The following is a 26,311-nucleotide window of genomic DNA, read 5'->3' as shown; positions in this document are numbered from 1 at the left end:
CCTGCGCCCTGCTGCGACTACGCTGCTCGTCACTGGCCGTCGGTCACAGGCGGGAACCTGCTATGGATGCGCTTTCACGGGTCTCGGCCCAGGTCCTGGACAGCGCCCTGCCCAGCCTGCCGCTGTACCTGCTGCAGGCCACGGCGGTGATCGGCATGATCGGCGTGCTGCTGATCGCCACCCGCCGCGCCGGCCATGCCATTGAAGGCCGTCGCCTGTATGTCGGCGTGGCGCTGGGCCTGATCTACCTGTTCAATTCCTGGTTCGTGGCCCGTTACACCCAGGGTGTGGTCAAGCTGCACCTCGGCTTCGACATCCTGCTGGTCAGTGGCCTGCTGGGCGGTTGGCGCGGCGGCCTGACCTGCCTGGCCGCCAGCCTGCTGTCGCGCTACCAGTTTGCCGGCACCCAGTATTTCCTGCCGGCCGGCCTCGAGGCCACGCTGCAGATGCTGGCCGGCGTCTGGCTGCGCAGGCGCCTGCACCCGCGCATGCTCAATGAGCTCTCGCTGCGCGTGATCCTGCAGGCCTGGGGCGTGCGTATCGCCGTCACTGCGTTGGGCCTGGCACTGGGCGTCGCAATCATCGGCGCCAATCAGCTGCCCGTGGAGGAGTTGGCAATCCAGCGGCTGCTGGCACTGCCACTATCGCTGCTGATGCTCGGCGCGGTGTTCGCGCTGGTCTACAACGATGCGCAGATCGATGCACAGCGTCAGCGCGAACAGGCCTGGCTGCGCATCGATCCGATCAGTGGCCTGCCCAACATGCGTGCACTTGGCGAACGCCTGCAGCATTACTGGCGCGACAACGACGGCATCGGCAAGGCCTGCCTGATCGTGGCCGAGATGGGCAACCTGCGCGATCTGCGCCTGCGCTACGGGCCGCTGCAGGACAACGGCCTGTGGCAGCGCGACAGCACCGACGAGGTGCATCGGCTGCTGCCCTCGCTGCCAGCCGGGCAGCTGGAGATCTACCAGTTCGGCGATGCCGCGCTGGCGATCCTGGTGCGCGACCTGACCTTGTTCGAACTGCGCACGCAGCCGCAGATCACCGAGCTGGCCAGCAACCTGGCCGATCGGGTCGGCCGCGATTGGCCCGGCTTCCGGCCGCTGTTCCGCTGTGCGGTGGTCGAACTGAAGCCCCCCGCCGATGCCGACGAAGGACATCTTCCGTTCCGCGCGATCACCGTGGCGCTGAGTGCGATCGAATCCGGCGTCGTGTTCTTCGACGACCCGATCCAGCGCGACAGCGAGATCGACGCCCTGATCGAAGTCGCCCTCGAACGCTGGCTGCAGCAGGGAGATGCCCCCCTGTGCTACCAGCCCAAGCATCGCCTTCAGGATCGCCAGCTGGTCGGCGCCGAAGCACTGCTGCGCATGCGCGACAGCGAGGGCCGGCTGATCGCGCCGATGCGGGTGATCTCGCTGCTGCGCCGGCAGGGGCGGTTGGCTGAACTGGAATGGGCCACGCTGCAGTCGGCCATCCATTTCCTGCAGCAGTGCCGACGCGATGGCTCGCAGCTGAAGATCGCCGTGAACGTTTCGGCCGAGTCACTGCGCCTGCCCGACTTCGGCCTGCGCCTGCAGGAATTGCTGGCACTGCACGATGTGCCCGGCGTAATGCTGCGCCTGGAGATCGTCGAATGGACCGAGATCGTCGAGCGCGACGTGGTCGATGCCAACATCGCACAGCTGCTGGCCGCCGAGGTCACGCTGTCACTGGATGATTTCGGTGCCGGCTATTCAACCCTGATCCTGCTCTCGCAGCTGGCCATTGCCGAGGTCAAGATAGAGCAGGCGTTGATTGCCACCCTGTCCGACGCCAAGTCACAGTCCATCGTTCGCTTCATCGTCGAAGTCGCGCATCGCTGCGGTGCGATCGTGGTGGCCGAGGGTACCGAAACCCTCGCGCAGGAACAGCAACTGCGCGCACTGGGTGTGGATGTCGGCCAGGGTTATCTGTACTCGGCCGCGCTGCCGGCCGACGAGTTCCGCCGCTTCGCCGCCAGCTAGACCGCGTAGTAACCCAGGAACATCGCCACCGCCGATTCGGCCACGCGTGCACGCTCCTGTTCGTTCAACGGCGCCTGCCCCATCGTCACCTGCGGCCAGAATGCAAAGCTCTTCACCAGCCCGTGCAGCTGGTGGCCGGCGAACTCCGGATCGACCTGGCGCAGCCGGCCATCGGCGATTGCCGCGCGGATCCACGCACTCTCACCGCTTTCCTTCTCGCCCATGCGGCAGACGATGGCCTGCGCACGTTCCGGCGAATGGATGATCTCGGCCATTGCCACCCGTGCCAGGTCGATGAAGTTGGCATCACTGAGCAGCTCCAGCTTCTGCCCCAGCAGCTGCATCAGCTGCGCCTGCAGCGGCTGGTCGGCGCGGTACGGCAGTGCGTCGCTGGCCACGCTGCGCTCCCACAGCTCCTCCAGGATCATCGAGAACAACGCTTCCTTGCTCGGGAAGTGGTTGTAGACGGTGCGCTTGGAGACCCCGGCCACCTCGGCGATGCGGTCCATGCTGGTCGCCTCGTAGCCCGATGCACGGAACTCCTCCACCGCCGCACGCACGATGGCTTCGCGTTTGCGGTCGGTCAGGCGTTGCGGGGCACGGGACATGGCAGGAACCAGATAACTGAACGGATGCCACCATTTTACACCCGGCAGTGTACTTTTGAAAAACACGAAACTACACTGTGCAGTGTACCCAGCGGACGTCACCCATGAAGCGCCTGCTCCTTGTCCTTTTGCTTGGAATCCTCGCCGTGACCGCCTACACCTTCTGCAAGTCCTGGTCCCTCCCCGACTTCCCCGATTCGCCGCAGTACCGCGACGGCAAGTTCCGCAATGCCCTGCCGCGTCCGGCGATGGGCCTGCGCGATGGCGCGGAGATCTGGTGGACGTTCTTGTTCAACAAGCCCAAGGGCACCGTGCCCGCCCACCCCATTCCGGTGCTGCCGCTGGACCGTGCAACCCTGGACGCCGCGCCTGATCGCAGCCTGTTCCGGCTCGGGCATTCCACGATCCTGCTGAAGCTGCGCGGCCAGTACTGGCTGACCGATCCGGTGTTCTCCGAGCGCGCCTCGCCGGTGCAGTGGATGGGCCCGGCGCGCTTCCACGCGCCGCCGATCAGCATCGACCAGCTGCCGCCGATCGCCGGCGTGATCCTCTCGCACAACCATTACGACCACCTGGACCATGCCGCAGTGATGCAGCTGGCCGGCAAGACCGCGCGCTTCATCGCACCGCTGGGTGTGGGCGACCAGCTGATTGCGTGGGGCGTGGACGCCAGCAAGGTCGAACAGCTGGACTGGTGGCAATCGACCGAAGCCAGCGGCCTGCGCCTGACCGCCACCCCGGGCCAGCATTTCTCCGGCCGCGGTCTGGGCGACAGCGATCGCAGCCTGTGGGCGTCATGGGTGATCCAGGACGGCGACTTCCGCATCTTCTTCAGCGGCGACACCGGCTACTTCGACGGCTTCAAGGCCATCGGTGAGAAGTACGGCCCGTTCGACCTGACCATGATCGAAACCGGTGCCTACGACCCGCGCTGGGCCTTCGTGCACATGCAGCCCGAGCAGACCCTGCAGGCGCACCTGGACCTGCGCGGCAAGTGGCTGCTGCCGATCCACAACGGCACCTTCGATCTGGCGCTGCACGCCTGGCAGCAACCGTTCGAGCGCATCACTGCATTGGCTGGCGCAAAGAACGTGCCGGTGGCCACGCCGATGATGGGCGAAGCACTGGACATGCAGGCGCCGCAGGCGGGTACACGCTGGTGGGAGACGGTGGAGCTGTAACGGGGAATGCCGCTTGACTTGCCGGAAGCCATGTAGAGCCGAGCCATGCTCGGCTGCTTCTGAGAAGTGCGCCGTGGACGTCAAACAAGCTCAGCTTTGGAGTCACCGCAATTGGAGACGCCGCCAGCATTGCTGACATCGACATGCACGGTTATCAATTCGGCTTCCGGTACCGCATTCTGGACCTGCACGCATGCGGCACGCGCGACATCGTCTGCGGCTGTGCCTTCTCGCTGGAATCGCAACGCCAACACGCCCGGCGAACCACTGCCCAGCAGCGCATCGTCGCACCCCACCTCTGCAAGACCTCGCTCAAATGCACTGAGATCTTTTCCGGTATCAGGCACTCGGTACATCAGCGTGAAACTGAACTCCATCATCAATCCATTTCAGATCGGTGGTCGTTGCCAATCAGCATAGGGGCAAGCCTGCAGCCGTCCAGAGCCACATCCGTCAGCGCTCCCGCGATGGCAGCGCCAGCGCCCGGCGGCGCTGCAGTGCGTCATGTAACCGATTACATCCCTTGCTAGCGTAGCGCTCGCCCGATTCCGGTCGAACCTGCGAGGCTGTCCGTAATGACGTTGCGCGCCGAACGCTCCAAGGTCTCCCGCCCACCTGCCCCATGGCGACCCGCCGCCACTCTGATGCTCGCCGTCCTGGCATCCTCCGCGCAGGCACAGACATTGCCACCACGCAGCCAATGGCAGGCCAGCGCCTCCTCGCAGCAGGTACCGGCGATGGCGATCAGCCACCTGATCGACGGCGACCCCAGGACCGTCACCGGCGGCGCCTTCAGTCCGGGCCACTGGTTCCAGATCGATCTGGGTGCACCGACGATGCTGGCGGGCGCACGGATCACCTGGGATGTCTCCAATCCAGAGGGCTATTCACTGCAGACCTCGCTGGACGGCACACAGTGGCAGACCGCGTACACCATGGCCGATTCGCTGGGCGACGTGGAAACGCTGTACTTCGCGCCACGCCAGGCGCGCTACCTGCGGTTGGCCAGCCCGCAGCGCACGTCCGACTGGGGCGTGTCGATTTTCGAGATGGAGCCGCTGGACAGCACGCTAAGCGCAGGCATCAGCGGTGTCCATGCAGCGCAGGCGGCGGCGCTCTGGCAAGGCGGTGGCACCGTCGCGGTTCCAGCCGGAAAAGGTGGATCCCATACGCTCGAGATCATGCTGCCTCGCGCCCAGTCCACGGCCGGTCTCACGGTCGACTGGGCCGATGGCGGGCGCGGCGCCGCCCGCTTGCAGGCGCAGGACGCACAGGGCCGATGGCAGGACCTCGCACACGATGCACAGGCGGCCAGCCATCGGCAGAGTTGGCTGGCTGCTGACACGGCACACCCTCTACGTGCATTCCGCCTGGCCGTGGACGGCGCTGCCCCGCAGATCGCGCGCCTGCGCCTGCTTGGCCCGAAAGCCGTGATGACGCCGATGAAGCGCTACCAGATTGCCGCCAGCGGTGCGCAACGTGCGTTGTTCCCCGCCTCGCTGCAGATGCAGCAGACCTACTGGACCGCAGTTGGCGTGCACGCAGGGCGGCAGAAATCCATCTTCGACGAATACGGCAACCTGGAAGCGTTCAAGGGCGCACCGCTGGTGCAGCCGATCTGGCGCAATGCCGATGGCAGCGCAGCCGGTGCCGCCGGGCAGAAGGTGCAGCACGCACTGCGCGACGGCTGGAAGCCAATGCCCTCCGCCACCTGGTCACCGCAACCCGGGCTGGAGCTGCGCAGTGAGGTGTTCGCCATCGAGCGCGATGGCCAGCCGGTGACCTTCCTCCGCCATCGACTGCACAACACCGGCACCACGGCGATCGACGGCACGCTCAGCCTGGTCGTCCGCCCCATGCAGATGAATCCGCCGTGGCAGAACGGCGGGCTGTCGCCGATCCGCGAGGTGCGCATCGACGGACAGGCGGTGCGCATCAATGGCCGCACGCTGCTGCAGTCGCTCACGCCGGTGGCTGCGTCCGGCGTGGCGCCGTTCGGGAAGGACGGCACAACGGAGATCACCGCGGACATCGCTGCCGGCGAACTGCCTTCCTCGCAGCAGGCACGTGACGAGCAAGGACTGGCCGCAGCCGCATTGAGCTACCGGATCCGCCTCGCGCCCGGTGCCAGCGATGCGGTGGTCGTGGCGTTCCCACTCGGCACCGCCGCTGCCGATGCCAATGGCGTGCTGCCCGAAGCGCCTGCGCTTGACCTGGCAACGCTGCCCCGTGATGCCAATGCAGCGTTCGAGACGCTGGCCACGCAGGCGTCCGCCGATTGGCAGGCACGCCTGGGCCAGGTCGGCCTGCGCCTGCCCGATCCCTCGCTGGTCGACATGCTGCGCGCGCAGGCCGCCTACATGCTGATCAACCAGACCGGCCCGGCCATGCAGCCCGGCCCGCGCAACTACAACCGCTCCTTCATCCGCGATGGCATGGCCACCTCGGCAGTGCTGCTGCGCATGGGCGAGGCCAAGGTCGCACGCGACTACCTGGCGTGGTACAGCGAGCACGGCGTGCATGCCAACGGCCTGGTCTCGCCCATCCTCAACGACGATGGCAGTGTCAACACCGGCTTCGGATCGGATATCGAGTACGACAGCCAGGGCCAGTACGTGACGCTGGTGGCCGATGTCGCACGCCTGGATGGTGGGCCCGAGTCGGTGCGTGACTACCTGCCGAAAGTGAAAGCAGCACTGCGCTTCCTGCAGGAACTGCGCGAGCGCACGCTGGTGCCCGGCTACAAGGCCGACCAGCCAGCGCCGGAGCGCTTCGCGGGCATTCTTGCGCCGTCGATCAGCCACGAGGGCTACCCTTCGCCCACCCACAGCTATTGGGATGACTACTGGGGACTGAAGGGCTGGCACGACGGCGCGTGGCTGGCAGAGGCACTTGGCGACCATGAAACCGCCCGTTGGGCGCGCGAACAGTACAAGCTGCTGTACGACGCACTGCATGCCTCGATCCGGGCGACGATGGCGTGGAAGGGCATCGACTTCATTCCGTCCTCGGCGGATCTGGGCGATGGTGATCCCACCGGCGTTTCGATTGCATTGGACCCCACCGGTGCGCAGAGCGTGCTACCGGCAGAGGCGCTGCGAACCACCTTCGCCCGCTATCTGGACGATGTGCGCAAGCGCAACCAGCCAGGCGCGCTATACGCCTATACGCCCTACGAAATCCGCAACGTGCTGAGCTATGTGCATCTTGGTCAGCCCGAAGCAGCCGATGAACTGCTGCAGGGACTGCTGCATGATCGGCGCCCGCTTGAGTGGCAGGTGCTGGCCGAAGTGGTGCATTCGCGGCTGCGCTTCCCGCGCTACCTGGGCGACATGCCGCACACCTGGATCGGTGCCGAGTACGGCCGCACGCTGTTCGGCATGCTGATGCGCGAGGACGATGACGCGTTGTCATTGCTGCCGGGCACGCCGCCGTCTTGGGTGGCCGGGGATGGGTTGGCGGTGGAACGCCTGCCGACCGCGTATGGCACGCTGCAGATGCAGGCGCGGCAGCGCGACGGGCTGCTGACGGTGGTGATTGGCGAGGGGCTGCGCAAGGACACCGCCGTGCGCATGTGGTGGCCGAACCGGACCGCGCCGAAGTCTGTGCGCGTGGATGGACGCAGCGTTTCCGACTTCGATGCCGAGGGCGTGCGCCTGGCGAAACCGTTCCGGACGTTGGAAGCGGTCTGGTAATGCAGCCGAGCATGGCTCGGCTCTACAGAAATCAGACTCTGCGAGTAGATCCACGCCATGCGTGGATGCTCTTGTAGAGTCGAGCCATGCTCGACGCATCGCACACCACGCGAACTGCAGCCGAGCATGGCTCGGCTCTACAAAAGCAGCGGTAGCGCCGGCCCATGCCCGGCGTCATCTACAACCCCGGCAGGCCCGGCGGATTGGTCTGCGACTGCGGCACGGCCTCCTCGGCCACATTCCATCGCTTCAGCGCCTGCGCATAGGTGCCACTGCCGATCTGGGTGTTCAGCGCCTGCGTCACCGCATCAGCCAGGCCGCTGCCCTTGCGCGTGGTCACCGAAATCGCTGCGGCGTTCGGCCAGCCCCCCGGGAACAGGCCCACACGCCGCACCTTGCCATCGCGCGCCGAATAGGCGCCGGTGGCGTTGGGCTCGAACGAGACATCGGCGCGCCCGGTGATCACCGCCAGCCGCCCAACCACGGCGTCATCGAAGTACTGGTACTCCACCGGGTTCAAGCCAGCGGCGATGTTCTGCTGGTCCCACTGGCGCAGGATCTGGTCCTGGTTGGTGCTGGCGCCGACCACCACCTTCAGCCCGGCCACGTCAGCCGGCTTTTCGATCTTCTGGATCGGCCCATCAGTGCGCGTGTAAATTCCCAGCAGATCGTAACGGTAGCTGGAGAAGTCGAACTTCTTCTTGCGCTCTTCGGTCACCGTCACGTTCGACAGCACCGCATCGTACTTGCCTGATTCCAGACCCAGCGGCCAGTCGGCCCACGCCACCGGCACGATCACCAGCTTCAGGCCCAGCCCATCGGCAATCAGCCGCGCGATGTCCGGCTCGATGCCGACCACGTCCTTGCTGTCGGTACCATAGTCGGCCAGCGGCAGCTGCCCCGGATGGGTGGCCACGGTGAACGTACCAGGCGTGACAAAGCGATAGTCGGCCGGAATCAACACCTGCGCCTTCGGATCGAGCGTGCCCTTCAGGATTGCGGTGTTCGCACCCGCCAGGCTGGTTGCGGCCACGGTGCCGGCATCCGGTGCCTGACGCACGCGCGAATAGACGATGCCGGCGATGCCGATGACCAGCACGCCCACGATCAACAGGGTGCTGCGTGAGGGGCGACGCGGTGCTGCAGGGCTCATGGTCTTCCTTCCGGGGTTACAGGGTCTTGGCCAGGAAATCGGCGGTGCGTTGCTGGCGCGGGCGCTCGAACAGCGCCTCGGGCGTGCCCTGCTCGATCACCCGGCCCTGGTCCATCATCACCACGTGGTCGGCCACGCGGCGGGCGAAGCTCAGTTCGTGGGTGACAATCACCAGCGTGGTGCCGGAGCTTGCCAGCTCCTCGATCACGCTGAGCACTTCGGCCACCAGCTCCGGGTCCAGTGCCGAGGTCGGTTCATCGAACAGCAGCACCTTCGGTTGCAGCGCCAGCGCACGAGCAATCGCGATGCGCTGCTGCTGGCCGCCGGACAGCTGGCGCGGGAAGGCATCGGCCTTGTCGGCCAGGCCGACCCGTTCCAGCAGCGTGCGCGCCTGCTGCTCAGCCTGCGCACGCGGCACGCCGCGCACCGCGATCGGCGCCTCGATGATGTTCTCCAGCGCGGTCAGGTGCGGGAACAGGTTGAAGCCCTGGAACACCATGCCGACCTCCGCACGGCGACGGCGGATCTCACGCTCGGGCAGCTCGTACAGGGTGTCGCCATCGCGGCGGTAGCCGATCAGCTGCCCGCCGACGGTCACGTAACCGCTGTCGGCACGTTCCAGGTGGTTGATCAGCCGCAGCAACGTGGACTTGCCGGCACCGGACGGGCCGATCAGCACCGTCACGCTGCCAGCGCGCAGGTCCAGGTTCACGTCTTCCAGCACCGGCTGGTCGCCGAACACCTTGCCTACGCCATGCAGCGACACCGATGCCCCCTCGCCCGCTTCAACCTGAGTGGCGATGCGCGGACGATTGGCCACGCGCGGTGCAGCCTCACCTGTGGCGCGCCTCGGTGACGAGACACGCGATACCGAACGCTCGCGCTGCAGTTGGCCGCGCGCAAAGCGCTGCTCCACGCGCCGCTGCAGCAGCGACAGCACGGTCAGGATCACCAGGTACCAGACCGTGGCCACCATCAGCAGCGGCACCACTTCCAGGTTGCGCCGGTAGATCACCTGCACGGTGTAGAACAGCTCCGGCAGCGCCAGCACGTAGACCACCGAGGTGCTCTTGGCCAGGCCGATCACATCGTTGAACGCGGCCGGCAGGATCGAACGCATCGCCTGCGGCAGGATGATGCGGCGCACCTGGCGACCGCGCGGCAGGCCAAGCGCCGCTGCTGCTTCGTACTGGCCATGGTCGACCGACAGAATGCCGCCACGGATCACCTCGGCCGAGAACGCGGCCTGGTTCAGGGTCAGGCCCAGCACCGCGGCAGTGAACACACCGATCAGCTGCGTGGTCGGGTACGAGAACAGGCTGATGCCGGTGAACGGCACGCCCAGTTCGATGGTGCTGTACAGATAGCCCAGGTTGTTCAGCAGCAGCAACAGCACCAGCAGCGGGATCGAGCGGAACAGCCACACATAGCCCCACGACACTGCCGACAGCAGCGGTGAACCAGAGACGCGGGCCAGCGCAAGCAGCGTGCCCAGCGCGAAGCCGAGGCCGGTGCCGAGCGCGGTCAGCAGCAGCGTGCGGCCCAGGCCTTCCAGCACCGGACGTGCGAAGAACCACTCCGCAAAGGTGCCCCAGCCCCAACGCGGATTGCCCAACACTGATTGCAGCCCGATCAGGATCAGCGCCAACGCCAGAAGGGTTCCGACCACCTGTAGTGGATGCCGGGCCGGCACGATCTTCAACGCCGGGGTTGGCGCCGGGCGTGTGGCAATGCCATCCAGCGCGGTCGAAGGCGTGCTCATGCGTGGGCTCCGTGCAGCACGGTCTGTGATGGCACAACGGCGGGTGCCGATACGCCCAGGTGCTTCTCGAATGGCAAGTGGGCGATGGATTCCGGATCGGCCTCCAGATCGAACAGCGCGGTGTAGCCGTGGCTGAGGTACAGGCCGACGGCTTCAGGCTGGCGGAAGCCGGTGGTCAGGAACACCCGTCGGTAACCCTGGCGCGCCGCCTGGTCCTCCAGTTCCTGCAGTACACGCCGCGCGATGCCCTGGCGGCGCAGGCCCGGCAGCGTCCAGATGCGCTTGAACTCGGCGGTGTCCGGATCGCGGTGCGGCATGAAGGCACCGCCGGAGATCGCCACACCATCGCGCAGCAGCAGCACGAACGCACCAACCGGTGCCGCGAACGCCTGTGCCGGGTAGCGCTGCAGTTCCTCGCGGGCGCTGCCGCCGATGCGTCGACGCACGTCGGCGTAGCGGCTGTCGTACTCCTGCTCCAGGCCATCGAACAGCGGCCGCGCCAGTGGATCATCCACCGAGGTGTAGAGGAAGCGTTCGTTGCTGCTCATGCCACGTCCTTCACCAGATAGTCTTCAGCCAGCCGCGCCCACAGGCTGGCAGCGGGCGCGATGGCGGCGTCGTTGAACACATAGCGCGGGCTGTGCAGCGGTGCGCTGTCGCCGTTGCCGACGAACACGAAGCTGCCGGGCCGCGCCTGCAGCAGGAACGCGAAATCCTCACTGGCAGTGCGCGGCGCGAATTCGGGCACCACGTGTTCGCTGCCGAAGCCCTGCACGGCCACCTCGCGGATATAGGCAGTCTGCTGAGGATGGTTGATCACGCTGGGGAAGCCGCGCGGGAACTCGATCTCCGCGCGCGCGCCGAACGCGGCGGCGGTCTGCTCGGCAATCTCGGTGACCCGACGCCGCAGGGTGTCACGTACCTCGGGCAGGTAGGCGCGCACGGTCAGCTTCAGCTCCACTACGTCCGGGATCACATTGGCGGCCTGCCCGCCGTGGATCGAACCGACGGTGACCACGCCCATCTGCCGTGGATCCACATTGCGCGAGACAACGCTTTGCAGCGCCGTGACGATATGCGCTGCCGCCAGGATCGGGTCGACGCTACCCTGAGGCTCGGCACCGTGACCGCCCTTGCCGATCACTTTCAGCCGCGCCCAGTCCACCGACGCCATCGCCGGACCATCGACGAAGCCGAAGTGCCCCACCGGCACGCCCGGCCAGTTGTGCAGCCCATAGATCGCATCCACCGGGAAGCGTTCGAACAGGCCGTCGGCGATCATCTTCGAGGCCCCCGAACCGGTTTCCTCGGCCGGCTGGAACACCAGCTGCAGGGTGCCGTCGATGCGGCCGTGATGGGCCAGGTAGTGCGCCGCAGACAGCAGGATGGCGGTATGCCCATCGTGGCCGCAGGCATGCATCAACCCTTCGTTCTGGCTGGCGTACGCCAGCCCGGAGTCCTCGTGGATCGGCAGTGCATCGATGTCGGCACGCAGGCCGAGGCGTCGGCCGCCCTGCCCGCGCTGTAGCGTGCCGACCACGCCGGTGCCACCGAGACCGGTGGTGACCTCATAGCCCCACTGCTGCAGCAGCTCGGCCACGCGTGCGCTGGTGCGGTGTTCCTCGAAGGCCAGCTCCGGGTACCGGTGCAGGTCATGGCGGATCGCGATGGCCGCCTCGGCGCGTGCCGCGATTTCCGGCAGCACGCCCGTCGTTGGGGAATTCCGCTGGGCATGGCCCGGTGCTGCCGCGCTTTCTCCGCTCATCGCCTTACCCTGCCTTCCGCGCCGGCTCGGCGTCGATCGAATGACGGCTGGTCTTGTACGGCAGGCCCAGATGCGCGCGCAGGGTCTGCCCTTCCAGTTCACGCTGGTGGTAGCCGCGTGCCTGCAGGATCGGCAGCACCTGGGTCACGAAATCGTCCAGCCCTTCGCGCTGTGCCGCGAAACCAAGGATGAAGCCGTCGCTGGCACCGGCGTCGAACCAACGGATCAGCTCGTCGGCCACATGTTCCGGCGTACCGATGAAATTCGGTCGCGGGCTCACCGCTTCCAACGCCACCTGGCGCAGGCTCAGGCCCTTCTCACGTGCATCCTGCTTGATGCGGTCGGTGGTGGAACGGAACGAATTGCTGCCGATGTCACCCAGCTCGGGGAACGGCGCGTCCGGATCGTACTGGCTGAAATCGTGGTGGTCGAAGAAGCGCCCCAGGTACGCCAGTGCATCCTCCAGCGTGGCCAGCGCAGCAATCGCCTGGTACTTGGCTTCAGCCTCCTCGGCAGTGCGGCCGACGATGGGGCCGATACCCGGGAAGATCTTCACGTCATTGCCGCTGCGGCCGTGGGCGATCGCCGAGTTCTTCACCTTCTGGGTGAACGCGCGGGTCTCCTCCAGCGACGGCGAATGAGTAAACACCGCATCGGCATACTTGCCGGCCAGCGCGATGCCATCGTCGGACGAACCGGCCTGGAAGATCACCGGCTGGCCCTGCGGCGAACGCTGGATGTTGAGCGGCCCTTCCACCTGGAAGAAGCGTCCCTTGTGGTCGAGGCGGCGGAATTTCTCCGGTGCGAAGAACGCGCCGCTGTCGCGCTCGCGCACGAAGGCATCGTCATCCCAGGAATCCCACAGCCCTTGCACTACGTCCAGGTACTCGTCGGCGATCTGGTAACGCAGCGCGTGCTCCGGGTGCGGGCGGCCGTAGTTGCGGCCCGAGCCCTCCAGTGGCGAGGTCACTACGTTCCAACCGGCACGCCCGCCGCTGAGCAGGTCCAGCGAAGCGAACTGCCGGGCCACGGTGAACGGGTCGCTGTAGGAGGTCGACAGCGTGCCGGCCAGGCCGATCGTCTTCGTTGCGGTGGCCAGCGCCGACAGCAGCGAGATCGGCTCGAAGCGATTGAGGAAGTGCGGGATCGACTTCTCGTTGATGTACAGGCCGTCGGCTACGAAGCCGAAGGCGATGCCGTTGTCCTCGGCGGTACGCGCGATGTCGATGTAGAACTGCAGGTTGACGCTGGCATCGGCCGGATTGGACGGATGCTTCCACGCGTGCATGTGGCTGCCGGGGCCCTGCAGCATGATGCCGAACGGAATGTGGCGCGGGGTCGTGCTCATGGGAATCGCTCCTGCAGGTCAGGCCACCGCCGCGCGCGGCGCGGGCGACAGCAGTTCAAGGGATGTCAGGCGTGCATCAAGGTCCGCCACCGGCGCATCGAGGATGAACTCGCCCACACCGAAGCGCCGGTGCAGTGCGTCCAGTTCGTCACGCACGTGCTGCGCATCACCGGACAACACGCTGGGGCGCGTTTCCTCGATGCGGAAGTCGGCTACGCCCACCTGGCGCGCATACTCGGCAGCTGCTTCGGGGCTGGGCAGGTTCACCGTCTGCCCGGGACCAAGATGCAGCTTGTAGACCCGCAACGCGCCGATGTGCCGGGCAGCGGCCTCGGCAGTTGGTGCGGCAAACGCCACCGTGGCCAGCAGCGGTGGCTGCGAGGAGACGCTGTGATAGGCGTCGAACGCAGCTTCGATGTGCTTCGGGTCACCATCGAAATGCGCGGCATAGACAAAGCGCCAGCCCAGCTCGGCCGCCTGCTGCGCGCTCTGGGGGCTGGCACCGAGCAGGAAGCGCTCCGGCGCCTGCTGCGGCACCGGTCGGGCCAGCGCCTCGGTGTCTGCCCCCGACAGATAGCCTTCCAGGTCGCGCAGCTGCTGGTCGAAGTCGGTAAACGCCGGGCGCCCGGCCGCCAGCGCGGCGGTCGAAGCGGGCAGGCCACCAGGGGCCTTGCCCACGCCCAGATCGACACGCCCCGGCGCCAGCGCCGACAGCAGGTTGAAGTTCTCCGCCACCTTGTACGGCGCGTAGTGGCGCAGCATCACCCCGCCACTGCCGATGCGGATACGCCGGGTCTGCGCCAGCACCCACGCAGCCAGCACTTCCGGTGCAGGGCTGGCCAGCGTTGGTGCAGCGTGGTGTTCGGCAAACCAGTAGCGGTGGTAGCCCAGCTGCTCGGCGCGCTGCGCCAGCTGCAGGCTGTTGCGCAGCGCCTGCTCCGGCGAGGCACCTTCGGCAACCGGGCTCTTGTCCAGCACGCTGATCTGATAGCTCATGGTCACGTCCTCGCTCAGGGGTGGGCCACGGGAATGCCGAGCAACCCGTTCAGCGCGGCCAGGATCGGCTCGGCACCGGAGATGTACTGGCGGTCCTGGTGCGCGCCACTGGCAAGCTCGCTGCGCACGCCCTGCGGCAACACCAGCTTGGGTAGTGACTGGTCCTGCTCACCGATCTCGGCGATCACCTCGCGGCGCGGTCGCGCGAAGCCGATGCGGCGCACGTCCAGCTGCGCGTCCAGGCCATCGATGCTCGACAACGCGCCCTCCAGCAACAGGCTGTGCCGGCAGAAGAAGCGCTGGCCGGGAATCTGGCCGTCCTCGAACTCACGGTCGAGCAGGAACAGGATGGGTTTGCTTGCTGCGTCGAAAGTCACAGGGGTCGTCCTCATCGGGGCCGGCAATGCGATGCCGCTTCGATATCGATGCTAGAGATGCCAGCAGCCGCAGCAGCGACGGCTGGCGACAATCGGCGGTCAGATCCGGCCACGCAGATGCGGCGTAGCCATAAGCAAAGCGCTGCCGGTTATGGCGTCAGGCAATACGTCGCAGCGGCGCCGCTACTGCCAGCGCCTGCGCAGCCAGATGGCCGGCCGCACGCTCGGTCGCCAGCGCGATGCGTGCCTGCAGGGCCGCACTGCTGATGTGCTCGCCATCGAAGTCGGCCGGCGTGGCATATACCCCGATCGGCAGCGTGTGCGCCTGCAGGAAGCTGAACAACGGCCGCAGCTGGTGGTCGATCACCAGCGCATGTCGCTCGCTGCCGCCGGTGGCTGCCAGCAGCACCGGCACATCCACCAGCGCCTCCAGCCCGATGAAGTCGACCAGGTGCTTGAACAAGCCGGGATACGAGCCGCGATACACCGGCGCGGCCACCACCAGCAGCTCCGCCGCCTCGATGGTCTGCAGTGCCTGTTCCACCGCCGGCTCCACCTCACCGCGCGACAGCGACTGGCCCAGCGAGCGCGCGATCGTCGCCAGCTCCACCAGTTCAACGCTGGCGTGCACCCGCTGCTGCAGCGAGTCCAGCAGATGCCGTACCAGCAACAACGTGCGCGACGTCGCCGAGCTGGTCGGTGACCCCACCAATGCAACCACCCTCAATGCAGAAGACATGAAACGCTCCCGTGTAGAGCCGAGCCATGCTCGGCTGCCCTTCGCTTTTGTAGAGTCGAGCCATGCTCGACTGCTTCCCACCTCAGAACCGGTAACTGACCCGGCCAAACCAATACGCACCCACATTGCTCAGCACATCGCCGCTGTCCCACGTGGTCTCGATACTCGCCACATCGGTGGCACTACGCGCGTACTCCGGCACCTTGCGGGTGCGCTTGTCGAACACGTTGTTGATGCCCAGCGCCGCACTCCAGCCCGCGCCCAGCTCCACGCCACCGGAAAGATTGGTCACCAGCACCGGCGGCTGCTTGTACTCCACGCCGTTGTTCAGGCGCTTGATGGGGCCGTAGTAGGTGAAGTCCAGATTCGAGCGCCAGCGCCCGTTCTGCCAGCCCAGCCCCGCCACCTGCGTATAGCTGGGCGTGCGGAAGCGCAGCGCATACTCGCTGGATCTGGTCAGCAGGTTGATGTTCGGCAGGCCCTGCAGCGCCGCCGGAATGTCGCTGACCTTCTGGATGGTGGTGCGGCCGACGTTGGCCGCGTAGCTCCAGCGCAGCTTGCCCCACGCCGTTTCCTGGTTCGCTTCCAGGGTCAGCTCCACACCGCGTGTGCGGGTGTTGCCCACGTTGGTGAAATAGCTGGCGTAGAACGCATCACCCGGCAGGATGCTGATGCCGGCTGAACCCAGCAGTGCATCGATGGTGTTCTTCTGCGCCGCGCTCAGCACCGTGCCGCTGTTGTCGGTGACGCGCGCCGGATCCTGCGCGTTGTAGCCGATCTGGCTGGACTGGCCGAGCTGGCCGCGGATGTCGATCTGATAGGCATCCACCGCCAGATGGAACGCCGGGCTCGGGTCCCAGGTCACGCCCAGGCTGTAGTTGGTGGCCTTTTCCGGCTTCAGCGGTGTGGCACCCAACGCAATCGCCGCGGGCGAAGACACCTGCGCCACCAGCGTGGTGCCGCACGGGCAACTGCCGGTGGCCTGGTAGAACTGCGCACCCAGACTGGGCGCGTGGAAGCCATTGCTGACCGTGGCGCGCACACCCAGCGCGTCGGTGAAGTCGAATCGCGTGGTCAGGCGGCCGGTAGAGACACTGCCGAAGTCGGAATGGTCCTCCCAGCGCGCGGCCGCATCCAGGTACCAGCGCGAGGTGATGTTGGTGGCCGCACCCGCGTACACCGCCTTGCTGTTGCGGGTCGCCTTCACCGCGTCCGCAGTGGAATAGCCGACGAAGGCCGCCGCACCGAAGCCGGTGTAGGACTCCCACTGTCCTGCCCCGCGCTCGTACTGCTCGTGCTGGTACTCGGCGCCGGCGCTGACTTCCAGCGGCGAAGCGAATGCCGCCACCTCGAAGCCGCGGCGCAGGTCCAGGTTGGCGATGCCCTGCTGGTAGTCCAGCTTTCCATCATAGAAGTCGGTGGGCGAACCGGGATACGGCAGCGAGTAGTTCACCGAGTTGCGCGTATAGGTGCGCACGGTGCTGCGGTTGCCGGTCAGGCTGGCGTCATAGTCCCAACCCGCGATCTGGCCTTTTACCCCGGCCGTACCGGTGTACTGCTTTTCCTTGGTTTCCAGCACCGGCAGGAAGCCGTCAGGAAACACGCTCAGCACGCCGGGAGCCCTGTAAGTGGTGAAGATGGTCGCCGGCAGACGGAAATTCTGGATCGCCTGTGCGGTGCGGTCACTGGCCGTAGCATTGGCATAAAACTGCGCGCTCTCGCCCAGGCCATGGCCCACGTTCACCGCGAAGGCCTTCAACGCATACGACGGCGAGCTGAGGATGGTGTTGGCCTCGGCATCGCGGTTGGCCTCGGCCGGATTCGGCGACGCGCCGGCCGGCAGTCGATTGTTCGGCCGCAGCGCCACCAGATTGCCGCTGCCATCCACTGCCGGATAGCTCAGGTAGCCATCGATGTAGCGACGGGTACGGATCGCATGATGCTGGCGGGTGGTCTCGCCGGACAGGTTGACGAAGCCATCCTGGCCCCACGGCAGGCCGACGTTGGCGCGCACGCTGGTTCGCGAACCATCACCATCGGTGCTCTGCCCGCTCTCCACCGACACATCACCACCGTGCGCCTGCGATTTCAGGATCACGTTGACCACGCCGGTGATCGCGTCCGAGCCGTAGATGGCGGAGGCACCATCACGCAGCACTTCCACATGGTCGATGGCCGAGACCGGAATCAACGCCAGGTCCGCCCACGCATGTCCGGGGAAGCCGCCCCCATTGGCACCGCTCACATAGGCACTGGCATTGCGGCGCTTGCCGTTGACCAGCACCAGGGTGTAACCCGGCGACAGATTGCGCAGCTGGTAGCCGCGGATCAGGCTTTCCTGGTCGCTCTGGTAGCCGCCGATCTGGCTCAGCGACGGCAGGCTGCGCTGCAGCGCTTCCAGCAGGTTGCCCTGCCCGGTAGCAGCGAGGTCCTCGGCGGAAATCACATCGATGGGCGTGGAGCTGTTCTTCACCGTGCGCGTGCTGGTGCGTGAGCCGGTGACCACCACCGCATCCAGCGTGGAGGCTGCCACGTTGGCAGTGGCTGCAGTGGTGGCAGGGTCCGCATCTGCTTCCGCCGCATGGCTGGGCGAAGCAGCGAGGACGGCGGCGATCAGGACAGCTAGAGTGCTCAGGACTGGGGCGTAGGCGGCAGGCATGGGGGCTCGTGGGGGTGGGCCGGAAACACGCTTCCATTCAAGGGCCTGTTCACCCACCGCGACAGGCGGGATCGCGTCACCCAGCCGTAACATCCGGCCACCCACATGACCGCTGGTAATGACGTTAGGCAGCAGCGCCGGTGCGCTGCTCTCTGTAGAGCCAAGCCCATGCTTGGCTCAATGCCAGACGAAGCCCATTCAATTGAGCCACAAAGAGCAGCCGAGCATGGCTCGGCTCTACATGCTCCACCGGCATCACCTCATGCCCGTGCACCACTCTGCGCCACGCACCACCACCCGTAGCATCAGGCCATGCACAGCCCTTCCGCCGATCCCGCCGCACCACTCGTCGCCATCGTCGCCTGCCACGGCCAGGGGCTGTTCGAGTTCGGCTGTGCGGTCGGCCTGTTCGCACCGATACGGCCTGAACTGGGCGTGGCCTGGTACCGCACCCAGCTGTGCGCGGGCGAACCCGGAGCGCTGCGCATGCTCGGCAGCACCCAGGTGCAGCTGCCCTACGATCTAAGGAGCGTCGATGACGCCGACATCATCGTCATCCCCGGCTGGCGCGAGCCCAGCGAACGTCCGCCGCAGGCCCTGCTCGATGCACTGATCCGTGCCCACGCACGCGGCGCACGCATCGCGTCGATCTGCTCCGGTGCGTTCGTGCTGGCCTGGGCCGGGCTGCTCGATGGCCGCGAGGCCACCACTCACTGGCGCCTCACCGAAGCGCTGGCACGCGAGTTCCCGCGCATCGATGTGCGCGAGGATGTGCTGTACGTGGACACCGGCAGCATCATCACCTCGGCCGGATCGGCCACCGGCATGGACATGATGCTGCACATGGTGCGCAAGGATTACGGCGCGCGCGTGGCTAATCTGGTGGCCGAGCGATTGGTGCTGGCACCTTGGCGTGATGCCGGGCGCAGCCAGCGCGTCAGCCGGGCCATCCCCAACGGCGAGCCCACGCGGTTGGCGAAGCTGATGGAGTGGATGCGCCGTAACCTGCGCGAGCCGCACTCGCTAGGCAGCCTCGCCGAGCAGGCCGCGCTCAGCCAGCGCACCCTGCAGCGGCAGTTCCTGGAAGCCACCGGCCTGTCACCCATCGATTGGCTGATCCGCGAGCGCGTGGCCTTCGCGCGTGAGCTGCTGGAAACCACCGACCGGCCACTGCAGTGGATTGCCGAGCAGGCCGGCTTTGGTTCGCAGGAATCATTCCGTCGGCACTTCCGTGGTCAGGTCGATGCCAGCCCCACCGAGTACCGCAGCCAGCATCGCAACGGCATCAGTGCGGACCGCCTGGTCGGCTGCTGAGCCCCGGGTAATGCCGGCCTCTGGCCGGCAGGCAAGGCCCCCCGCCCTCTTCGTCGACGACTTTCCACGCCATCACCACCACTGCACTATAGGGGCATGCCCCGCACTGCCGACGGACCGGTGATGACCGACAGCCCCTACAGGACCTACCGCGTCGGAATCGGCGTATCGCTGCTGTTGGCGGCACTGATCGCCACGCTCTCGTTGATTGCCGTGGCCAGCCCCAACCTGGGTTGGGGCGTCGTGGCGCTGGCCACCATCGCGATCTGGGTCGGCGTCCCGTTGCTGCTGGTGCTCCTGCTGGCTTGGCTGCGCTACATGGTGCGCCAGCGCGGGCAGGTGCCGGGCCGCATACACGTGCTGATGTTCGTGCCGACCGCCGCCTCCATGCTCATCATCCCACTGTGGCACGCCCTGCAAGGTAGTGTGGACAGCCTGGCCGGCGGCTCACGCGCGTCCATCGCCGAGCTGCACGTCAACCTCAGCGGGCAACGCCTTTGGCTGGACACCTCGCCGTATGCATCCACCGGTTCTGGCGCTGGCCCGGACCTGCCCATGCAGGACGACCTGCCCGAGCGGTTCATGGCCTTCCACCGCTACCCCAACCCGCAGTCCGATGCAGACAGGGGGTTCCCATATGAAGATGCGCGCCTGAAGCCCTCCGTCGACCACTACCGCTACGCCACACCGTCTGGAGATCGCGCCGTCACCGATGTGCCGCTGGTCCGTCGGCCGTACCCCGACCTTGCGTCATTCAATGCGGCCTGGCGACGCGCGGGTACACCCGAGCTCGTGCATATCTACTACCACTACAGCGATCACGTAGAGGTCGCGCCCGCACTCGCACGCCTCAGTGGCTTCACCACCGATGATCTGGAGCGCAGCCGCTTCGAAGGCCTGGCGCTGTTCAAGATCCACAACTACGGCAGTGCGCCCATCCTGCGGATGGAAATCAATGGCCTCACACTGGACATCGGCGACGGGGCCATCGCGAACATCCCGGAAGCGCCCCGGGATTGCACAGCCTACGGCTACCCGGTCAGCCCCGCGCTGTTGCCGCTCAACCTGCCCCTGCAGGTACGCTGGCAGACTGCAGACGCGCCGACGCGGTGGCACAGCGCGCGCGTGCAGGTGCCCGCGTTCCGGCAGCCGCAGCCACTGCAGGGGCAATCCACATTGCAGCGCGTCCTGCTGTACATGCTGCCCGATGACGCGCTGGCCGCCGAACGCTACGCCGAGGTCTTTGACGGCGATTCGCGGCGCGGCATCAAGGCCACTGGCCTGCCAGCCAGCGCTGCCACCTACGCGGTGTGTGGCAGCGCCAGGGCAACCTATGGCGAAGGAGCGGGAACCGTGCTGGCAGACTGATCCGCGGCCTTGCCGGCGCGCTCCCCTCTACGCTGACGCGCGCTCAGTCCTCCTGCACCAGCTTGAACTCGCGCAGCAGGCCACCGATCTGGGTCTTGTCCAGCTTGTTCATCAGCAGGTTGCGCAGGAACGCAGGCCCGGGAATATCCAGCTCCTTGCCATCGCGCAGGCGACCGGTGGCGGCCAGCAGCGAGCGCACGTCATAGGTGGAATTGAACACCTCGGGCACACCGCGCTCGATCCCAAGCAGTGTGTACACCGCTTCCATCGGTGTGCGCACCGAATACTCGGTGGTGAAGATACAGTCGCGCTGCTTCGATTCGGCGAACTGTCCGATGAAGGCGAAGTTCACCGCACCCTCCGGCACCACGTCCGGGCGGTCACCGGCCTGGCGTGGCATGAAGAACGCGGTGATGTACGGCATCATCACCGGCACCGTCTTCGCCCCAGTCGCGGCCAGCTCATCGATCTCCTCCACCGGCACGCCCAGGTGGTACAGCCACTCGCGGGTGATCTCCTCGCCGGTGCAGTCCTGCATCGGCTTCTTCACGTAGTCTCCAGGCGTATCCACGAACAGCGAATACACCCAGACCACGATCTGGTCCTTGGGCTGGTTCTTGAAATGCGGCTGGCGGTTCACGGTCCAGCTCATCAACCAGCGCGAATCGCGCACACTGACGATGCCGCCGGTCACCACCTTGCCACTGAACGGGTCACGCTTGGCGATCTTCTGGATGTAGGCCGGGATGCGTGCGTCCAGCGTCGTCACTGTCGCCGATTCCCACTTCGTCTGCGGGATATGCGCGCCAAACACATCCGGGCGCCCGAACGCAGGATCCCTGGCAGCAATGCGTCGCCACAGGTCCCAGGCAGGCGCCGGCCCCTCATTCAATCGCGCAGCCGTGTGGTGGTCGCCGTTGTCCGAGTTCTCGGTCAACGAACCGATTGTCATGAACACAAGGTCATCCGCGCTCAGATCCACGCCACCGGCTACACCGTCACGCGTCCAGTGGATGCGCGTGGCCTGCTTGCGACCGGCCGCCAGATCGAAGTCGACGTCGGTCACCTCGGTGCCGTACTGGAACACCACGCCGTGGTCCTGCAGCCACTTCACCAGCGGCAGCACCAGCGATTCGTACTGGTTGTACTTGGTGAACTTCAGCGCCGAGAAATCCGGCAGGCCGCCGATATGGTGGATGAAGCGGTGCAGGTACAGCTTCATCTCCAGCGCCGAATGCCATTCCTCGAAGGCGAACATGGTGCGCCAGTACAGCCAGAAGTTGCTGTCCAGGAAGTCGCGACCCAGCACCTCGTCGATGCGCTTGTTCTCCATCTCCTGCCGAGTGGCCAGGAACAACGCGATGATGTCCTTCTGCGCCTGTTCGCTCAGGGTGAACAGGCCGTCGGTGTGCGCATCTTCGCCGCGATTGATCGTGGCACGCTGCAGCGAATAGTTCGGGTCGTCCTTGTTCAACCAGTAGAACTCGTCCAGCACACTGGCATCTTCAATCTCCAGCGACGGAATCGAGCGGAACAGATCCCACAGGCACTCGAAGTGGTCTTCCATCTCGCGGCCGCCACGGATCACGAAGCCCTTTTCAGGCACCTTAAGGCCATCCAGCGCGCCTCCGGCAATCTGCTGCTGCTCGAGAATGGTGATGCGCTCACCGGCCATACGGCCATCGCGCACCAGGAACGCGGCGCCGGCCAGCGAGGCCAGGCCAGAGCCGACGAACCATGCGCGCTTGCCATCGACACCGGCGGGCTTGCGCGGGCGCGCGAAGGCTTCGTAGTTGCCACTGCTGTAGTACATGCGTTGCTCCTTCCTGGAGGGGGTCATCAGGAACCCGCAGTGGAATGACACAGCCATTCCATGCAGGTCATGCCCCTACTCTAGCGCCGAACCGATGTACCGTTTCCTGCACACAGGCTGCGACCTAGTGACGCAGCCACGTCAGAGCTGTCGCCCCAGCAGCATGCCCGGCCAGCCATCCACAATGAACGGCGCGATGCGCGTGTAGCCGCAGGTCTCATAGAAGCGCACCAGATCACCGTTGCCACCGCCGTAGCAGTCCACGCGCAGATGGTCGAGGCCGGCAGCGCGCGCCTGCTCATCGGCAAAGGCCATCAGGCGCCGGCCGATGCCACGCACGGGCGCATCACGCGATGCCACCAGTACCCGTACATACAGTTCCGGGCCGGTGGGCGCAGGCACATAGGGCATCGACTCGCCCAGCGCCAGGAACGCGCGCACCACGCCGTGCTCGTTCTGCGCCACCCATGCACCTGGCAGTGCGCAGGCATCGGTCACCTGGGTGATCCGGCGCGGCAACGTGGACCACGGCTCGCTGCCCCATTGCTGCAGATTGCCGATCGACACGAACCATTCGATGACTTCGTCGAAGAGCATCAGCACCGCAGGGGCATCGTCTACGTTGGCGCGGCGGATGTTCAAGATTTCCTTTCCAGCTTCAGTCATGCCTGCACTCCTTGACGTCCCGTAGATCCAGTAGTGCCAGGCCATGCCTGGCAGGTGCCCAGTGTATTGATCCAGCCCCCCGTCCACCGGATTTGACATGCAGGCATTTACCTGCCTATAGTCCACCCAAGGACGGCGCCTGTCCGCCCACGCGAGGAACCTGCAATGGTCGATATCGCACACAGGGTCGGCATCAAGGCCCATGCAAGCCAAGTGTACGAGGCCTTGGCAACCCCCGAAGGCGTCGCCGCCTGGTGGGCTGAAGACACCCACGGCGACCGCGAAACCGGAGGCTCGGTCAACGTGCGCTTCACCGCCAATGGCCAGGAAATTGGCGCCATGGAAATGAAACTTGAGCAGCTTGTTCCAAGCGAGCTCGTGCTTTGGCGGTTCCTCGCCGGCCCCGCCGAATGGATCGGCACCCACGTGCGCTTTGTGCTGAAACAGGAAGATGACTACTGCATCGTGCTGTTCACCCATGAAGGCTGGAAAGAGCGCGTCGAGTTCACCTCCCACTGCAGTACCAAGTGGGCGGTTTTCCTGATGAGCCTCAAAGCCCTGCTGGAATCCGGCAAGGGCCAGCCCAACCCACACGACATCAGGATCGACAACTGGAACTGAAGACGCCCCGCATGAATGCAGACAAGGTGTTCAAGGCACTGGCCGACCCTACGCGCAGGACGCTGCTGGATCTGCTCTGCGAAGACAACGGGCAGACGCTCGGCCAGCTCTGCGAGCACCTGGACATGGCCCGGCAATCGGTCACCCAGCACCTGGGCCTGCTGGAAGACGCCAACCTGATCAGCACCGTGCGCCGTGGCCGCGAGAAGCTGCACTTCATCAACCCGGTGCCGCTGCACGAGGTGTACGAACGCTGGGTACGCAAGTTCGAGCAGCAGCGCCTGAGCCTGCTGCATGACCTGAAACGAGAACTGGAAGGAGAATGACGATGTCCGCAGAGTCCACCCGCTTCATCCACGTGATCTACATCGCATCCACCCCGCAGAAGGTGTTCGAGGCCATCACCCGCCCCGAGATCGCCAGCCGCTACTGGGGCCATGAAAACGTCTCGGACTGGAAACCCGGCTCACGCTGGCAGCACGTGCGCGCCAACGAAACACGCTCGGTCGAACTGGTCGGCGAGGTAGTGGAAAGCACCCCTCCCTCGCGGCTGGTCATCACCTGGGCCGCCGCCTCGCAGGCGGAGAACCCGGACGCCTACAGCCGCGTCACCTTCGACATTGTGCCCTACCAGGACATGGTGCGGCTGACCGTCACCCACGACGAACTGGAACCCGGCAGCGGCATGGATACCGGCATCCGCCAGGGCTGGCCGATCGTGCTGTCGAGCCTGAAGTCGTTGTTGGAGACCGGCAAGGGATTGGATGTGTTTGCGAAGCCGAGCTAACACGGTGCTGGCGCGTGGCCACCCACGCGCCTAGAGCGCCACGCTGCCACCGCCGCCCCCCTCTCCGCCTTGCCCATTTCGACATTCCATCCCGCAGAAGACCATGTCTACCGGCATCAGCGGCGCTGCGACCGACGCAATACAGGGCGTGGCGGAGAACAGCTTCAACAGCAGATCGCTGCTGCTGAAGCGCTTGCGTCTGCTCAGCTATTGGCCAAGCACACTCGACAGAGTCGCGAAGATGGATCTGTCTTTGGCAGAGTTCAACCTCGATGCGAGCAAGCCATCTAGCCTTCACCCTGTGGCGCTTGATAGAACTTCCCGCCCTTCAAATAGGGCCTGAAAAAATCTTTGTAAACGGCCAGGTTGTTGTATTCGTCCGGCTCAAAGCCAAACAGACGTGCAGATGATATATGCGGCTGCACCAGCGCCTCTTCCTTGGCATACATCGAAGCGGCACACAGAGACTTCCTCACCACATCTCTGGTCTTCACTGAGCTAATCAGAGCGGAAGCGGGCTTTACTTGATGATGACTCTTGAAGGAATGAAAGAACATCAGATCCTCACGCAAGGTTATCTGATAAATGGCATCCACACCCACGGATTCAATTATATCAACATCAACGGTATCGGTATTTCTTCTAGTGGGGATTTTTTTCCTCATTCTCACACGCATCAAGGAGTCCTCTGGAGTAATCATCTCGCTGCCATTGATGGAAACCCCGTAACTACTCTTCATGGAGATACTCTGGTACTGGATGCCACCGTCCCCAGAGGATGCTTCGCCGAGGAGATCAGAAAAGTCGAGCTCCCAGGAGCCCAGTGTTGCGTCTACTGAAATGGGCAAAGTACTGTCGCCAAAGCAGAGTTCACCCAACGCACCATACCAGGGCTGGCAAAAGGGCAGCAGCAGCGAATCATTGATGACGATTATGTAATGCGCACCGTCTGGCACGTGCCCGTCTACCTTGTGACGCTCAAATTGGTCCAGCTTGCCGCTGATAGCCGATGTGACCGACAGCAATCGCTCACGGAAAACCGCATCACGATCTTCCGGCCCCAAGCTTCTCTGCTCAATGAGATTTCTGGTGTCGGACTGTGGCGTTGGGGTGACCACTTCGAAACAGAACGTCTCTCCATTCTTCCTTGCAATAAAGTCAGGCCCTGCATCCTTGCTCCTGATCTCCTCGAAACCCATTCCGAGAAGCTGATAGTAGAACAGCATTTCGGCCATCCTCTGGGAGTATTTCCCCACATCATCGCTCATTACTTGCGAATTGAACTGAGTATCCTTCAACCCCGAAAAGCTCAAGAAGAGGGATTCCAGACCTTGAATCATGCAGTCAATGACCAACTCCATACGTTGACCACTTTCCGGGGACTTCTGGAAGAAGTAGTCAAACCTTCTGGTCAGGATCTCCCGCCATTTGGCGCGAAGATGATCCACGC

Annotated in this window: 22 protein-coding genes; 8 read left to right on the top strand and 14 right to left on the bottom strand. The window is 65.3% G+C overall.

Features of this window, described 5'->3' with window-relative positions; genetic code table 11:
- Window positions 1–62 precede the first annotated feature (62 nt).
- Entirely contained in the window at window positions 63–2,009 is a 1,947-nt protein-coding gene (locus V3B64_RS14600) for an EAL domain-containing protein (RefSeq protein WP_329914344.1), read from the top strand.
- Here the strand turns inward: V3B64_RS14600 and V3B64_RS14595 are convergent.
- Window positions 2,006–2,617 carry a TetR/AcrR family transcriptional regulator gene (locus tag V3B64_RS14595; RefSeq protein WP_049398557.1) on the bottom strand — a complete coding sequence of 204 codons (612 nt, stop codon included), beginning with the start codon at window positions 2,615–2,617 and terminating at the stop codon, window positions 2,006–2,008. The two genes, V3B64_RS14600 and V3B64_RS14595, sit on opposite strands and share 4 nt — an antisense overlap.
- Before the next feature lie 104 nt (window positions 2,618–2,721).
- On the opposite strand from V3B64_RS14595, the gene V3B64_RS14590 reads away from it, so the two are divergent.
- On the top strand, window positions 2,722–3,798 hold the full coding sequence (locus V3B64_RS14590) for an MBL fold metallo-hydrolase (RefSeq protein ID WP_329914343.1): 1,077 nt from the start codon (window positions 2,722–2,724) through the stop codon (window positions 3,796–3,798).
- Between the two features lie 80 nt (window positions 3,799–3,878).
- Here the strand turns inward: V3B64_RS14590 and V3B64_RS14585 are convergent, their stop codons facing one another.
- Complete coding sequence (locus V3B64_RS14585; RefSeq protein ID WP_177179524.1) at window positions 3,879–4,178, bottom strand: hypothetical protein; 300 nt, start codon at window positions 4,176–4,178, stop codon at window positions 3,879–3,881.
- Between the two features lie 195 nt (window positions 4,179–4,373).
- Between V3B64_RS14585 and V3B64_RS14580 the strand changes: the two genes are divergently transcribed.
- A complete protein-coding gene (locus V3B64_RS14580) occupies window positions 4,374–7,493 on the top strand; it encodes a discoidin domain-containing protein (RefSeq protein ID WP_329914342.1) in 3,120 nt (1,039 codons plus the stop codon).
- A gap of 178 nt (window positions 7,494–7,671) precedes the next feature.
- Here the strand turns inward: V3B64_RS14580 and V3B64_RS14575 are convergent, their stop codons facing one another.
- The 9 genes from V3B64_RS14575 to V3B64_RS14535 all read right to left on the bottom strand — a co-directional run bounded on the left by V3B64_RS14575 (window position 7,672) and on the right by V3B64_RS14535 (window position 18,292).
- Entirely contained in the window at window positions 7,672–8,646 is a 975-nt protein-coding gene (locus V3B64_RS14575) for an ABC transporter substrate-binding protein (protein WP_329914341.1), read from the bottom strand.
- Between the two features lie 16 nt (window positions 8,647–8,662).
- Window positions 8,663–10,408: an amino acid ABC transporter permease/ATP-binding protein gene (locus V3B64_RS14570; protein ID WP_329914340.1), complete on the bottom strand. Its 1,746-nt coding sequence runs from the start codon at window positions 10,406–10,408 to the stop codon at window positions 8,663–8,665.
- The gene (locus V3B64_RS14565) at window positions 10,405–10,956 is read right to left on the bottom strand and encodes a GNAT family N-acetyltransferase (protein WP_049399083.1); all 552 of its coding nucleotides are present in this window, start codon (window positions 10,954–10,956) and stop codon (window positions 10,405–10,407) included. Before V3B64_RS14565 ends, V3B64_RS14570 begins: the two co-directional genes overlap by 4 nt.
- Window positions 10,953–12,173, bottom strand: a complete 1,221-nt coding sequence (locus tag V3B64_RS14560) for a M20 aminoacylase family protein (protein ID WP_329914339.1) — start codon at window positions 12,171–12,173, stop codon at window positions 10,953–10,955. Before V3B64_RS14560 ends, V3B64_RS14565 begins: the two co-directional genes overlap by 4 nt.
- A gap of 4 nt (window positions 12,174–12,177) precedes the next feature.
- Entirely contained in the window at window positions 12,178–13,521 is a 1,344-nt protein-coding gene (locus tag V3B64_RS14555) for an LLM class flavin-dependent oxidoreductase (RefSeq protein WP_329914338.1), read from the bottom strand.
- 18 nt (window positions 13,522–13,539) lie between these two features.
- Window positions 13,540–14,517, bottom strand: a complete 978-nt coding sequence (locus V3B64_RS14550) for an MsnO8 family LLM class oxidoreductase (protein ID WP_329914337.1) — start codon at window positions 14,515–14,517, stop codon at window positions 13,540–13,542.
- Between the two features lie 14 nt (window positions 14,518–14,531).
- A complete protein-coding gene (locus tag V3B64_RS14545) occupies window positions 14,532–14,894 on the bottom strand; it encodes a DUF3088 family protein (RefSeq protein ID WP_012510830.1) in 363 nt (120 codons plus the stop codon).
- A 157-nt stretch (window positions 14,895–15,051) separates the two neighbouring features.
- Window positions 15,052–15,633: an FMN reductase gene (gene msuE / locus V3B64_RS14540; protein ID WP_329914336.1), complete on the bottom strand. Its 582-nt coding sequence runs from the start codon at window positions 15,631–15,633 to the stop codon at window positions 15,052–15,054.
- Between the two features lie 82 nt (window positions 15,634–15,715).
- The gene (locus V3B64_RS14535) at window positions 15,716–18,292 is read right to left on the bottom strand and encodes a TonB-dependent receptor (RefSeq protein ID WP_329914335.1); all 2,577 of its coding nucleotides are present in this window, start codon (window positions 18,290–18,292) and stop codon (window positions 15,716–15,718) included.
- 312 nt (window positions 18,293–18,604) lie between these two features.
- On the opposite strand from V3B64_RS14535, the gene ftrA reads away from it, so the two are divergent.
- Window positions 18,605–19,606 (top strand): transcriptional regulator FtrA, encoded by a 1,002-nt coding sequence (gene ftrA, locus V3B64_RS14530; RefSeq protein WP_329914334.1) that lies wholly within the window; start codon window positions 18,605–18,607, stop codon window positions 19,604–19,606.
- Window positions 19,607–19,729: 123 nt separating this feature from the next.
- Window positions 19,730–20,974 (top strand): hypothetical protein, encoded by a 1,245-nt coding sequence (locus tag V3B64_RS14525; RefSeq protein ID WP_329914333.1) that lies wholly within the window; start codon window positions 19,730–19,732, stop codon window positions 20,972–20,974.
- Between the two features lie 43 nt (window positions 20,975–21,017).
- Here the strand turns inward: V3B64_RS14525 and V3B64_RS14520 are convergent, their stop codons facing one another.
- Together V3B64_RS14520 and V3B64_RS14515 are read right to left on the bottom strand one after the other, a co-directional pair.
- A complete protein-coding gene (locus tag V3B64_RS14520) occupies window positions 21,018–22,787 on the bottom strand; it encodes an oleate hydratase (protein ID WP_132809960.1) in 1,770 nt (589 codons plus the stop codon).
- 141 nt (window positions 22,788–22,928) lie between these two features.
- Window positions 22,929–23,453 (bottom strand): GNAT family N-acetyltransferase, encoded by a 525-nt coding sequence (locus tag V3B64_RS14515; protein WP_329914332.1) that lies wholly within the window; start codon window positions 23,451–23,453, stop codon window positions 22,929–22,931.
- A gap of 165 nt (window positions 23,454–23,618) precedes the next feature.
- On the opposite strand from V3B64_RS14515, the gene V3B64_RS14510 reads away from it, so the two are divergent.
- The 3 genes from V3B64_RS14510 to V3B64_RS14500 are packed head-to-tail and all read left to right on the top strand — an operon-like array spanning window position 23,619 to window position 24,861.
- Window positions 23,619–24,074 carry an SRPBCC domain-containing protein gene (locus V3B64_RS14510; RefSeq protein ID WP_329914331.1) on the top strand — a complete coding sequence of 152 codons (456 nt, stop codon included), beginning with the start codon at window positions 23,619–23,621 and terminating at the stop codon, window positions 24,072–24,074.
- Between the two features lie 11 nt (window positions 24,075–24,085).
- On the top strand, window positions 24,086–24,400 hold the full coding sequence (locus V3B64_RS14505) for a metalloregulator ArsR/SmtB family transcription factor (protein WP_005416268.1): 315 nt from the start codon (window positions 24,086–24,088) through the stop codon (window positions 24,398–24,400).
- 2 nt (window positions 24,401–24,402) lie between these two features.
- Entirely contained in the window at window positions 24,403–24,861 is a 459-nt protein-coding gene (locus V3B64_RS14500; RefSeq protein ID WP_329914330.1) for an SRPBCC family protein, read from the top strand.
- A 287-nt stretch (window positions 24,862–25,148) separates the two neighbouring features.
- Here V3B64_RS14500 and V3B64_RS14495 read toward each other — a convergent pair whose 3' ends face one another.
- Complete coding sequence (locus V3B64_RS14495) at window positions 25,149–26,309, bottom strand: hypothetical protein (RefSeq protein WP_329914329.1); 1,161 nt, start codon at window positions 26,307–26,309, stop codon at window positions 25,149–25,151.
- Window positions 26,310–26,311: the final 2 nt, after the last annotated feature.

This window comes from Stenotrophomonas sp. SMYL86, assembly GCF_036320025.1.
Taxonomy (GTDB): domain Bacteria; phylum Pseudomonadota; class Gammaproteobacteria; order Xanthomonadales; family Xanthomonadaceae; genus Stenotrophomonas; species Stenotrophomonas maltophilia_A.
Note: the sequence above shows the minus strand (reverse complement) of the source record. Positions and strands in the feature narration are given on the sequence as shown.

Coding starts and splice junctions, on each gene's coding strand:
- V3B64_RS14505 (WP_005416268.1), top strand. CDS start 24,086: ATGAATGCAGACAAGGTGTTCAAGGCACTGGCCGACCCTACGCGCAGG.
- V3B64_RS14580 (WP_329914342.1), top strand. CDS start 4,374: ATGACGTTGCGCGCCGAACGCTCCAAGGTCTCCCGCCCACCTGCCCCA.
- V3B64_RS14575 (WP_329914341.1), bottom strand. CDS start 8,646: ATGAGCCCTGCAGCACCGCGTCGCCCCTCACGCAGCACCCTGTTGATC.
- msuE (WP_329914336.1), bottom strand. CDS start 15,633: ATGTCTTCTGCATTGAGGGTGGTTGCATTGGTGGGGTCACCGACCAGC.
- V3B64_RS14600 (WP_329914344.1), top strand. CDS start 63: ATGGATGCGCTTTCACGGGTCTCGGCCCAGGTCCTGGACAGCGCCCTG.
- V3B64_RS14525 (WP_329914333.1), top strand. CDS start 19,730: ATGACCGACAGCCCCTACAGGACCTACCGCGTCGGAATCGGCGTATCG.
- V3B64_RS14555 (WP_329914338.1), bottom strand. CDS start 13,521: ATGAGCACGACCCCGCGCCACATTCCGTTCGGCATCATGCTGCAGGGC.
- V3B64_RS14590 (WP_329914343.1), top strand. CDS start 2,722: ATGAAGCGCCTGCTCCTTGTCCTTTTGCTTGGAATCCTCGCCGTGACC.
- V3B64_RS14500 (WP_329914330.1), top strand. CDS start 24,403: ATGTCCGCAGAGTCCACCCGCTTCATCCACGTGATCTACATCGCATCC.
- ftrA (WP_329914334.1), top strand. CDS start 18,605: ATGCACAGCCCTTCCGCCGATCCCGCCGCACCACTCGTCGCCATCGTC.
- V3B64_RS14595 (WP_049398557.1), bottom strand. CDS start 2,617: ATGTCCCGTGCCCCGCAACGCCTGACCGACCGCAAACGCGAAGCCATC.
- V3B64_RS14570 (WP_329914340.1), bottom strand. CDS start 10,408: ATGAGCACGCCTTCGACCGCGCTGGATGGCATTGCCACACGCCCGGCG.
- V3B64_RS14560 (WP_329914339.1), bottom strand. CDS start 12,173: ATGAGCGGAGAAAGCGCGGCAGCACCGGGCCATGCCCAGCGGAATTCC.
- V3B64_RS14550 (WP_329914337.1), bottom strand. CDS start 14,517: ATGAGCTATCAGATCAGCGTGCTGGACAAGAGCCCGGTTGCCGAAGGT.
- V3B64_RS14520 (WP_132809960.1), bottom strand. CDS start 22,787: ATGTACTACAGCAGTGGCAACTACGAAGCCTTCGCGCGCCCGCGCAAG.
- V3B64_RS14565 (WP_049399083.1), bottom strand. CDS start 10,956: ATGAGCAGCAACGAACGCTTCCTCTACACCTCGGTGGATGATCCACTG.
- V3B64_RS14510 (WP_329914331.1), top strand. CDS start 23,619: ATGGTCGATATCGCACACAGGGTCGGCATCAAGGCCCATGCAAGCCAA.
- V3B64_RS14585 (WP_177179524.1), bottom strand. CDS start 4,178: ATGATGGAGTTCAGTTTCACGCTGATGTACCGAGTGCCTGATACCGGA.
- V3B64_RS14515 (WP_329914332.1), bottom strand. CDS start 23,453: ATGACTGAAGCTGGAAAGGAAATCTTGAACATCCGCCGCGCCAACGTA.
- V3B64_RS14535 (WP_329914335.1), bottom strand. CDS start 18,292: ATGCCTGCCGCCTACGCCCCAGTCCTGAGCACTCTAGCTGTCCTGATC.